This window comes from Tenacibaculum amylolyticum (assembly GCF_964511145.1).
Taxonomy (GTDB): Bacteria; Bacteroidota; Bacteroidia; order Flavobacteriales; family Flavobacteriaceae; genus Polaribacter; species Polaribacter amylolyticum.
On record NZ_CAZEFZ010000030.1, the window covers coordinates 1 to 13,093 of the forward strand.

The 13,093-nt window shown below is 32.0% G+C and carries 4 protein-coding genes; all 4 read right to left on the reverse strand.

Annotated elements, in window-relative coordinates:
- The coding region (locus tag ACKTTC_RS10735; protein ID WP_408039825.1) for a BACON domain-containing protein at window positions 1-861 on the reverse strand (861 nt) is incomplete at its 3' end.
- Window positions 845-4,459 (reverse strand): tail fiber domain-containing protein, encoded by a 3,615-nt coding sequence (locus ACKTTC_RS10740; RefSeq protein WP_408039826.1) that lies wholly within the window; start codon window positions 4,457-4,459, stop codon window positions 845-847. The genes ACKTTC_RS10735 and ACKTTC_RS10740, both read right to left, overlap by 17 nt.
- Window positions 4,460-4,486: 27 nt before the next feature.
- Window positions 4,487-5,134 carry a hypothetical protein gene (locus ACKTTC_RS10745; RefSeq protein ID WP_408039827.1) on the reverse strand — a complete coding sequence of 216 codons (648 nt, stop codon included), beginning with the start codon at window positions 5,132-5,134 and terminating at the stop codon, window positions 4,487-4,489.
- Window positions 5,135-5,150: 16 nt separating this feature from the next.
- The gene (locus ACKTTC_RS10750) at window positions 5,151-13,091 is read right to left on the reverse strand and encodes an Ig-like domain-containing protein (protein ID WP_408039828.1); all 7,941 of its coding nucleotides are present in this window, start codon (window positions 13,089-13,091) and stop codon (window positions 5,151-5,153) included.
- Between the last annotated feature and the right edge of the window lie 2 nt (window positions 13,092-13,093).

Here is a 13,093-nt window from a genome sequence, read left to right on the forward strand (position 1 = left end):
AAGTCCGCCTCCGCCAGGTCCACCTCCACCAGGTCCTCCCCCTCCGGGTCCATCAAACAAGAAACTTCTATGCCAATTCAAAAATACTGACTTACTTCCAGAAGATACTCTAATTTCTCCTATTAAAAGTTGTAACTTATCTATAGCTCCAGATGACTTTATACTTAATCTAAAAGTTCCATTTCCATTTCCAGATGTTGGATATACAGTAGACTCAGTTTGCCCACTGAATATTTGTACTGTCCAAGGACCGTTGCAAGTTACATAAACAGTATAGGTTCCACCAGATTGAGGCACTTCTTCTATTAGTGTTGGGGTAATAGATAGTATTCTTTCTTGTACTTGACAAGTATGAACTGATCTTACTCTACCATTACTTTCAATTACAATGACTTTGTTTTCTTCTGTCTTATAACTTAATCCTCCTCCATTAAAAGGTTCTGCAGTGCCACCTAATACAGGAATTTTCACATTCGGATCTAATATCTCTTCTTCTAAACCAATTTTTCCATCATAGTAAAATACGGTATCTCCTACATCTGGAGCACTTCTATAACCTCCTGTTCCATTATGATATACCGTTCTATTCAGCGTAAAAGAACAAGCATTATTTATTCCGAAACCATCCGAAGGATTCGACTGAAATGATATTCTAAATTCATTCAACATGTCTATCGAAATTCTCCATACTTTACCATACCAATCACTTAACTTATGATCCTGTCCACCAAAGGTAAGATCTCCAGTAAAGTTAAGCCATTCTTGTGCTAATGTATTTAAACTTACATTCGTCCGAGTTGGTTGTCCCATCTCAACTAAGATGTCCTTGATACTTATTTCTCCACTAATTGGTAGTGCCATATAGCTTTGTTTTAAGTTCTTCAATTTGCCCTTGTTGCTCTTTCATTCCTTCGATAAGAAGTGGAATTAATTTTTCATAACGTACCGATAAATGTCCTGTGTCTTCATTCTTACGAACTGCTTCCGGTAATACACTTGCTACTTCTTGTGCTATAATTCCATAATCTTTACTACCTTCTTCGTAAGTAGTTTGCTTCTCGTTCCATACAAACTCATTACCCGATAGTTGATTAATTTTCGTTAAAGGACTTGCTATTGGTTTAATAGCACTCTTTAAATTCATATCTGAAGTGGAGTAAGCTACAACATCTCCTTTGGCTCTTACGGTTCCTGTCTCGTCTAAAGAAAAAAGTACATTCGATGTTCCCGTAGTGTTATTACCTATTTCAAACTTTGAATTACTATTATTGTTATTCGAATCAATATTTAAACGAATATTATTAAATGAATTCATAGTAAGACTATCTCCGTAGGTATTACCATAAGTACTTCTAATAGAATGCTCTGTATTTGTTCCGTATGAATCAGAATCCCATGTTAAATAAACACCTCCAAATCGGTATAAATTAGAATATGCTCCATTTACAGTTCTTCCATATATATGGCTATTCGCATGAATATTCCCTTGTGCAGTTATACTGCCTTTGGCTTCTAAATTTCCATTTCCAAGGTTAATTAACATTCTATCGCTTCCTGCTCCTCTCCATTTCATTATATTAGAACCGGTATCCCAATATAATCCCCAATTAGAAGCTGTATATAAAATATATCTCGAGGAATCAGTAAACCCAAAACTCCCAGAGTTATAAGTATCTCCTCTTAAAAATTGACTACTGTTTAAGCCATCCAATCTATCACTATCAGTTGCTTTACTAGTTTTACCTAAAAATGCTCCATTTGCCCAAGACTGAGTAGCTACTAAAGCATCATTTGAGTAAATATTGGCAGCTCTAAAATGTTCATAACCTGTACCTGGATTATTCATAATAGCAATATCTCCATCAGTACGTAACATAATCTGTGAAGCAACCCTTCCTCCCCAATGAAAAGAAATACGAGGTGCTTCTGAATTTGCTCCTGTTTGTGAACTTCCAAAATTAGCCTCTCTTATTTCTAACGCAGCATATCCATATGCTGAATTTTTAGTTTTAGATGCTAATTGCCAATTTCCTATATTATTTGCGTTGTCTCTAAAAAATGAGGTACTATTTAAACCATCTAATTTATCACTATCAGCTGCTTTAGCTGTTTTTCCTAAAAAGCGAGCATTACTTTCAGATTCTGTATAGTATAAATCATTATGATTATGAGAGGCTCTAGCATAAGCAGCCCCTTCTAATCCATCTAATTTATCTGCATCTAAACCACTACCTGCTCCGTCATTTCCATTATGCCATGATTGATTTAATGAAGATGATAAGTCGACTCTTTTTGTTATCCCTGAAGGAATAACTTCATCTGTTATACTAACTAATCTATTCTCTTTGGTTCCGGCATTACTATCATTAACAAAAACACTAAAACCTTGCCAATAAGCTTGTCTTGGGAACCAAAAGCATAGAAATCCACCATGATTAAATACTTCTAAATTATTGATTTTTGTTCCATTAGAAATACCTCCATGATTTATAATAGTACCATTATATATGTATCCTTGGTATTTTACATCAAATGGTACTTTTGAACCGTAAGAATTACCTTGGATCTCTAATAGCCATGGGTCACCACCATCTCTACTATAATCTATATTAGTTTTAATTAAAGTTCCATGTGCAAAATCTCTTCCTGATTGCTCATATGATATTTTTTTTAAGTCAGTGGTTTTCAAAAATGCACTGCTATCTAATCCATCTAAACGATCACTATCAGTAGCTTTTGCTGTCTTTCCTAAGAATGCTCCATTAGACCAAGCCTGAGTTGCAACCAAAGCATTATTAGCATAGATATTTCCTAAAACCTTTAAACCTTGTGCTTTCAATTGCATCCATTCAGTTTGACCTCCTCCAGCACTTTGAGGTACTTGATGAATCCACTTAAAATACTCATTTCCGTTATCAAGCGTCTTAAAATACAAATAACTATCTGTATCTGCATCAGAAGAGTTTTTAAAACCTATAGCGGCACCATCAGTATTTTCTTCCCATTTTAACTCTTGATCCGTTAATAATAAATCTGTTCCTTCTGTTAAAACTTTAAGATTCTTAGAGTATAAACCTTCTGTTGTGTTAATTCCTAAAGTTTTATCTAAGTCTACCTGAGCAGCGACATTTGTTAACGCACTGAAATTAGAGACGTTTCCTGGGTTCGTTCCATCAGGTATCCAATTTTTAGCAATCCAGCCATTTGCTTGGATATCTTCTAAAATAATACCATATACTGGTGAGTCGTTGACATCTATATATACTTGTAACATAACTCCATCATAAGTACTTCCTTCTTTTATTCTTAAGTACCTAAACACTCCTCCATTAGCATAAGAAGAATTTGATAATACAGTGATGATATTCCCATTACCAAAATGATGTCCTGCATAAAAATGAACTGCTTGATGATAACTTGACCTTGTTTCTCTTATGACAAATTTCGCACTAGCCCTATCCCCATTATTCACTGCAATTGTATACCACCCAGTACTAAGGGTTTTAGCGGATATTATTTCTTGTCTAGCAAATCCACTACTATCAATACCATCTAATCGATCACTGTCTGAAGCTTTTGCTGTCTTCCCTAAAAATCGAGCATCGCTTTCTGATTCTGTGTAATAACGATCGTCATGATTATGAGATGATACAGGGAAAGTTGAAGGTTTGCCTGTAATTTGATTCCATGAGTGCGAATGCGACATTCTAGCAAATGCAGAACTATCTAACCCATCTAATCGATCACTATCTGTAGCTTTACCCGTCTTTTCTAAAAATCGAGCATCGCTTTCTGACTCTGTATAATAGCGATCATCATGATTATGAGATGATGGTGGAAAAGTAGCAGGAACATCTGTAATTTGTTCCCATGGATGACTGTGAGATGTTCTTGCAAACTGAGAACTATCTAACCCATCTAATCTATTACTATCTGCAGCTTTGGCTGTCTTTCCTAAAAAACGAGCATCACTCTCAGATTCTGTATAATAACGATCGTCATGGTTATGTACAGCATCTAGTGTGTAAAACAATTGCCAGTTACTACCAGTATATTTATAGACCTCTCTTGTATTCTTTTGTACTCCTTGCTCATCCTTTTTCATTCCAGTTTGAGCATTTCTTTCTGCATCTGAATTCCATGAATATTTAATCCCATAAGCAGAAGTAGCTATAGCTTCATTTAGTTGACCAACGGTAACGCTATTATCTATAATACTTTGTAATCCATCTATAAAACTAACAGGCATACTTGAAGGCAATACAAATTGATCAATTTGTATTGTTTCATTCGTATTTAAGGTAATTGTTAAGTCTCCATTTGCATTTATCGTGAAATTTCTAATTACTTTTCCATCATCTACATGACGAAAACTATCTATTAATTCTGCAAATTGTGCTTCTGTAGGAAAATCTCCTGTTTGAAAATATGTTTTTAATATATTTTTTGATGTACTCATTTTTTATTCTTTTAAATTTTCATTTTTTTAATCAACTAGGAAAGAAATCCCTGAAATACTTGTTAAAGTAGTATCATAACCATAGCAATGTATATTTCCATCAGTGGCAATATCTATCCTTACAGGCGTACTACCAGACTTACCCCCATTAAAAATAAGTCTTTTACTAGGTCTAAAACCAACTGGTAACGTAAAAATAACAGTCAATAAACCTGCTCCACCACCTTTTACTGCTCCCTCTATATATACAACACCGTTCTTTTTACGGTATCTAACTCCTTGGTAGGAACTATCATAGTTTTGAATACCGTTTAGTAATATCGGTGTTTGCCACCCGCTATCTTCTTCAATAATATTAATAACAACATCTCCTGTTTGTCCATTAACACTTTGAACTGGTGCTAATGAAGACGCAAAGGTTTCCACCGCTCTTTTTGCTCCTTTTGGTGTTACAAATCTAGTATCATCTGTACCTGTTTGTACTTCAGATAATGTTGCTTGTTCTGCAATTCCTTTTTTTGTAGTAGTTGCGTTAGGTAAAGGTGGTAATGTTTCTACGTAATCATCTTCCGTTCTACTTACGAAACTATCTATTAAATCTTTGTATTCTTCTTCGGTTGGCTTAGCCCCCGCTTTAAAATATTCTTTTAGTGTACTTCTATTTTGCTCTGCCATAATCTATTTTTTTTATTTATCTAACAATATTTGTGTTTTCTACGATCATATCTCCGATACCTTCTTCATCGTCGATATTATTTAAATTAGGAATCGTAAGTATTTTTTCTTCTGTACTCATCATGCCTGTTGAATTCTCTGAAACAACTTTAAAATGATGATACTTTACATCTCCAGTTTCAGTTGTTACCTTAAGTGTTCCATTTCCTAGAGAAGTATCATCTAATAGTAATTGTACATCTTCTACATTAGAACTCAAAGAATGAATATTCACCCAATTACCTTGTGCATTCATTTTATATACATGGTACTTTCCATTGTGGACTTTCTTATCCCATTTTAATATAACATGATTAAGTAGTGTAGCATCAGTTGAATCTGCATCAAAATTATATTCTAAAGTTGGAGCTTCTGGATTCGCATTTTCTACAATACTACTTATTAATAGTTTTGATGATTCTGATGGGACATATTCTGTTATTTGAGGATGTCCATCTTTTACAGTATTACTTCCATCTGCATATTCAACTTCTCTTAAAGCCGTTACTCTGTAATATAAAGGATCTCCATATGGTACATAACCTAAATCTGTAAACTCATCTTTCAGCTTCCAAATGTTATTTGTGAGTTGTCCGTCAGTTTCAAGATTTATTGTTGTTACTAAATCCATGGTTCTAACAGATAAAGCTTTACTCGGTTCTAATGTTCTGTACAACTTTATTTGCTTAATATTTTCAACCTTTGGATATGCATTTATTTCTACAGATACACCTGGGTTTATATTTAAAACTCTATTCTGTAAAATTGGTAATATTCTCCTTACACTTGGGCTTTTAGGCGGTTTCGTATTTACTAATTTTACTGGGCCTAACACAGGACTAAAATCTCCTAGTTGCATCGTACTTCCCATTTCTCTGATAGCATAGAAATATAAATTATCTGAAGTACCATCTAAATTGAAATCTGTAAATAAAATACGAGTATCTGCTCCTGGAATTTCGTTAATAAACTCTGTTGACATTCTTTTAGCCATTGGAGCCATATCAAACTTATTGCTTGTAGGTGGTAATAAACTACCACTTGCATCTCGAATTACTTGTTTTTTAGCTATTGGCTGGTAATCTGAACCTTTAATATACTGATACATTAAAGGAATTTCTGTAAGCGGTGTAAATACGTTATGAATTACAGATTGTATATAATCTTTAAATGTTACATCATTATTTATTCCTTCTGATTCTAACCTAGGAATTACTACATCTGTTAAATTTACAGCTCCTATTACACCATTATTTGTATCATCAGCTCGATCCCCTAAATCTAATAAACTGTATGTTGTTCCATAATTCTCATTTCTATATTCTAACACATTATTTATAGAGTTATATAACTCATATTTATCTGGTTTTGGGAAACGATATCCTGTTTCATCTTCCGGATATATAAAGAATTCATTATCTGTTTGAAATGTTTCTTCGTATTCAAAATTAAAGCCTAATAAATTCTGCCATCTTTTTACTAAATGAAATTTAGAATCGATATCTTCTTTTAATTTCTCTTTAATTTCTATAACGGTACTCGGCTTATATAATGCATTTAAAATAGCATCATCATTACTTCTATAAAACTGTACTCCATGTGGTATGTGTCTAAACCCTGGTGTTAAAGAGAATGTTGATTTTCCGAATGTATCTGGCCTTGTTGCATAAACAAATTCTTCTCCATTTGATAACAATGGAATTTCTGGACGGATAACTTCTTGTGCAAAGAACTGTGCTGGTTGACCAATCTTAGAAGTATACCATTCATTTGGATTTGTAGCACTTTCTGGGTAATCTGGATCTACAGATTGTAATCCTACAATAGAATATTTTAATCCTTCTCCTCTACTTGGAAGTATTGCTTCTTCTGTTAAATGATGAGTAGCATCGTGATATAAGTATACTCTATAACCTGGATAGAAATTCACCTCTTGACTACCAGTTAGTATAGGATCAAAACCTGGAACACTACTTGCATTATCAACATTTGTTGGATATTGAGGATCCAATGCATAAACAACAAGTGGATCAGATGTTCCAACATTTTCTATTTTTACTACTTCTAGTACTTTACGTTTCTTTGTTGGATTATTCTGTGTATGTATTCTAACAATACCTTGGTACCAATCTACATTATGAGAATTAAACTGAGCATGATGATCTAATGAATTAGGAAATGTAATTTTATACATTCCAACATGTTTTGGTTCAGCGATTAAAACTCCTTCAGCATCATAGATATTTTCTTCAGGCCTACGTGCTTCTTCAATAACTGCGGTTTCCCATATTCCTCTAGATTTTTCAAGTATTTGCTCAGGAACGCCGCTAATACTTTCTTCATCTATAACCTCTCTGTGTATTGGCCAATTGTTTCCTATATTAATTTGAAAGTCAAGTTTATTAATTGCCGAAGACTCTCCCACTTTCCAATTACTTTCCGTAAGCATATTTTCAACAGTGTTAAACATCGTAACATCACTAAAAGTAGGTAACTCTAAAGGTACTGTTGGATCAGGCTCTGTACCGTTTAACATTGCTTCAGAAACTAATTCTTTATATACTGTAAATATTGGTCCTTCATCAGCTACTGTTGAAGCCGTTACTTCATGAACAATATATTTTGTATCGTTAAACATGAAAACACTTCCCACAAAATTGGTAAATTCATTAGGCAATACTTCTGGAGTAATTGTAGTTTCTGTACTTACTAAAAAATAATCTTCAGTTCTAATAATAGCCAAAGCATTGTTAGCATGTGTTTCAATACTCTTTATTTTCCCTGTAACTGTTTTTGGTGGTTTATTCCTAAAGAAAAGATTAACTCTATCTGCAAAAACCTCTTTGTCATCTCTATAAATAGCATTTTCGTGTAATGGGTCTGTAAACGTGCCCATAGAGTCTTCATTAATCTGATATGTAATTTTATCTTGATTAATGTTATGATCAAACGTTAAACGAACTAATGTTTTATCCTCTGTTGTTATTGCTTCGAACAGTTCTTGCTCCTTAGCAGAAGTTAACATTAATGGACTTTCTTCTACAATTAAACAAGCCTTAATATTTGATGGAGGCAACAATCTATTTTGTGGGCTAAAACTTGTTTCTATATCCCAAAAAACAGTACTTTGTTGAGATCGGCTAAACCAATTGATTCCGTAAGAACCATATCGGTGCCATCCTTCTTCTCTTTCTCTATGCAGAAATAATACTTCATTAGCTTCAGGAACTAAAATAGGAACTGCTTCATTAAATTCAGCTGAAGAATTATCGCCTGTAGCGTAATTTTTATATTTTGACGTATTTGATAATTCTGGTTTTCTCCAATTAGAAGAATTAGGATTCGCTGGATCAAATAATTTATATTCTATTCCCGCATATACTGGTGTTGTAGCTTCTGCTGTACTAAACAATGTTCTTTCCTCAAAGAAACCTAAATTTGTTTGATTATTTGGTAACTCTTCATTAATTAAACTTATAAAACGTTGTTTTCCATCATATAAATACCCTTCTTCATCTACTAATTCAGTAATATTTTCATTTGTTGAATTATGGATTCCTAAGACTGGTTCTTGTAAATTAACTGGAATAGGTAATCTTTCATCAGTTATAGCTGTTGGTAATGATAAAAATATATGTTGAATATCTTTAGCTCCATTATCGTTTAAACCATTATTAATGTTATGAGTGGTTTTATATTCAGCTAAGTAAACATACTTTTTTGCTTCTTCATTTGTATCTATACTCGTATCTATATGCCCTAATCCTAACATTCTAGCCAAATGATAATCCATTGAAGCTAACTGTAGTATTGTTAAATTAGAAATATCTTGTGTATCTTCTTCTTGTGATGTAACACCTTCAGGTAATGTTGTACCAAATGGTATTCCTTCCATTGCTACTGGGTTATTCGCGCTGGCATCTGAAAGTTCTATATAACGTTTGACCGTTGTTTTTAAACGTCTATCATAATACTCATAATACGCTGGTTCAGTTGCTGAATTATACGGTTGTGTTTCTGCTCCATTCCATCTATCTATGTAATTGTCTTTATTAACAGTATCCCCATCATTAAATCGAGGCCACTCTCCATGAATTGTAGCTGTATTATTTTCAGGTTCTAATCTGTTTTCTGCTATAGTATCTTCAGTAGTTAAAGCATACTCGCCTACAAATGCCCATTTCTCTTCTACTAAATTATGAGTTAATGCATCTGCATATAATTCAAATTGAATTTCTTTGATATGATTCGCTTTGAATCTAAGCGTCCTAATATTTTCTTCTTCTAATCGTCCTTCGCCAACAAATTCTTTTCGTGCTGTAACATATTTAGGTGCAGTTAACGTATTGTCCTCTACAGATAAAACTTCTGCTTGAATATTTGTTGAAGTACTTGCCGCCTTCATTGTTATTGCAAAAGACAAGGTAGTTTTATGATCTATTTCAATAATATTATTTCCATAATTCTGAATAAAACTAAAACTATTTGCTAATGCATTAGTAGTACCTTTTACCCTATTGTATTGTAATTTATTTTTAAAATATACGTAAAACGGCACTTCATTTATACGATAAATCCATAGGTAATTGCTATGATCTACCACACTTGGTGACAGATTTTCGAAATCTAAAGTTACGTATTGAGGTTCATAAGGAGCTCTATAAATACGTACAAAGTCATCTGGTTTATTAAAATGGTGCGTTGTTCTTGCATTATTCCCTTTTGGTAAATGAGTATCTCCTAGGTATCCTTTTAATAACCATCTTAAATGAACACCTTTAACACTACCATCATTCCCTGTAGAACCTGCTGCTTGTACATATAAATTCGTAGATTGAAGTTTTGTTGAGTTTGTTAATTCTAAAGTAACTGGAGTAAGAACTACTTCCGCTTCATTAGGAGAAGCTTCTCCGTCTACAGTAAAAGATAATGTAGCAGTACCTCCTACAGTACTCGTTAAGTTTGCAGTGTAAGTACCATTACTATTATTTATTGTTGTGCTTAAATTACCTATATCGGTCTGTATAACAACATTACTTGTTGAATTCGTTATTATATTTCCTCCTGCATCTTTTAACGTAACTGTGATTACCGAAACTGATGTACCATTTGCTAAGATAGATGTAGGATTAGCTACAATACTACTTTTAGTTAAATCAACAGGAATGATAGCAATACAATCATCTATAAAAGATATATCAAAATTATTTAATACTACAACTGGGTTATCTTCTTGTATTGACTGCTCTAATAATGATATATTTTTGAAATCCCTTTTCTTTACAACAGAAGTTAAAGTCTCAGTGATATGTTCTTCATTAGTAACTGTTGGATTAAAACAATTATTAGGATCAATATTGCTATTTACTTTAATAATTTTTCTAGTAGAAGATTCATTTAATAATGCAAAATCGTTACAAATTATAGAAGTCTCTTGATTTATATCATAATTATCTTGTCTTTTTATCCATAATAAATTTAGTTCTTTATCTAACTTACAATAAATAGTTGAAGATGATTTAGCGCTATCTACTTCTATAAAGTATAAGCCTTCATCATTAATTTCTAAAAACCAGGTGTTTCTAGAATATATAGGTCCAAAGTATCCTATTCCTATAGTTTGTTCTACTTTCAGTGTATCTGCATTTATTGATACTAGATACTTTTTATATCTATTCTCTCTTCTAACCCGCCCATGAGCTATGACAAAAAGTTTATTTTCATAAGTACCTATCCAAGGGATTGAAGCAATTGTATTTTTATAATCTGAGAAATAAATTACTTCTTTAGTTAAAAGATTAAAGTTTTTATCTAATGATACTAAACCTAATATATCTCCACTTGTAAGAGAAGATGTTAAAAGAAAAATTTTGCCGCTACTGATTGTTAAATCATAAAAAATAACATCATTATCTGTACTCGTATCTTTAACGACAATGGTTTTAATTAAATTACCATTTTCATCTATGGTACCTATTTCTTTAAATCCTCTAAATATATATTTCCCGTCTTCTAATTTAGCGATATAGGTTCGTCTAGTTGCATCTGAATGATACCTAACAGTATTTATATCATATTTTTTTAACCATACAACATTTCCATCTGTATTTAATCTTAGTAAAACTACCTTGGCTATATCCCCTACTTCTTCATATTCTCCTCCATAAACAATTACATCTCCATTATCACAACCAATAATATTAAGCACAAAATGCATATTTGTTGTCTCTTTTGCCCAATAAATATTATAGTTTACATCTGTCTTTATAATCTTTACTGGAATATTCTTATATACATTACTCTGATTTCTATAATTTGCATGATATAAAAAGTTACTAATAAAAAACGGTTGATATGCCCCTTTTAAATCTTTTACAAAATATTCATGATCTATATCTTGAGACTCTATAAAATTGACATTAACTTTATTAGGTGAGACAACTCCATTCACTGTAAAAGATACTAATGATGAACCTACTTCTGTCGAATTTAAAGAAGCAGTATAGGTACCGTCTCCATTATCTACAGTTGAACTTATTGTTCCCAAGGTTGTTAAAACAATAATAGATTCTCCTCCATTAGTTATATTTTCTCCTTTACTATCTTTAAGTTGTACTGTTATTGTTGAAAACTCTATTCCACTAGTGCTGATAATATTAGGACTAGCTGTAATTGTACTTTGCGTTATATCAAATATATTACTTGGACATATTTCTGTAATTGTTAATTCTTTACTAACAAATTCATTAGAAATTGTTTCACTATTAATTAGATTTTGTTCCGTTTCGGTATAATCATCTGTTATTGTAAAATTTAAATTTACAGTATTTAGTGAAGGAATACTTTGTATAGCGGTTACACAACTATTAAGTTCGCTATCTAAATAAAATGCCTTGAAATTATAATTATACACACCTGAAAAATCAGAGTAATTACATGTTATTTTTTTTGTTACTTCATTATATATTAATCTTTCTACTTGCTCAAAACCGTTAATTCTCTTTAGCCACACAGGTGTTAAGTCATTTGAGGAAAACTTAAAAATTCCTTCTAAACTCTGGTAATAAATATAATTATCTACTAATGTTAAGTTGCTCAACAAACTATTGTAACTTGTAACCTCAATTACTTTGTTATATGTAATTTGATTGTTCTCTGTTTTTACAAGACAAACTTCTTGGTTTTCTGCTCCATATTCTTTAGACATTGAAAAGAAATAATCAAATCCATTATCTGTTTTTCTAAATATTGCATCGTTTGGATTTAATCTACTTACTGCATTAGGATAATTTATTTGTATTTCTTCTACTTTTGCAAAATTTTGATCTCTTACCACTAAATAGGCAAGATTTTCATCGGTAGAAACGTGGTGAAAAAATAACATATAGCCTGTTATTGGTTCAACATAAAATGAGTAAGCATTATTAGATATATACTTTGTATTAGAGAACTCCCACCTTTGAACAAGGTCTCCATTGTTATTTATTTTTAAAACTTCCTTGTTAAAAACTATAAAAAAATGATTGTTATAATACTGAACATACCTTCCTTCTTGACCTGTATGAGATTGTGTTGTTATTTTTTTTATTTGTAGAATACTACCATTAGTATCAAATTTTATTAAATATATAAATGCTTCTGGAGAAGCTCCAAAAGTAGCCACAGCTGTATATTCTGATAAATTAGAAGATACTTCTTCAATCGTATGAACGTAATGTATATCAAACTGCTCTATTTCTTTTACCCAGATAGTATTCCCTGAAGTATTAAGCTTTGTTATAATACATTTTCCACTAGCATTTCTGGCTATATTATAAATAAAGGAAAACTCTCCTTCAACAAACTCTTTACTAACTGATTTAGTATATTTATTATCAGTGATTTCACCACTTATTTTATATTTATTTATAAAGCTCATTT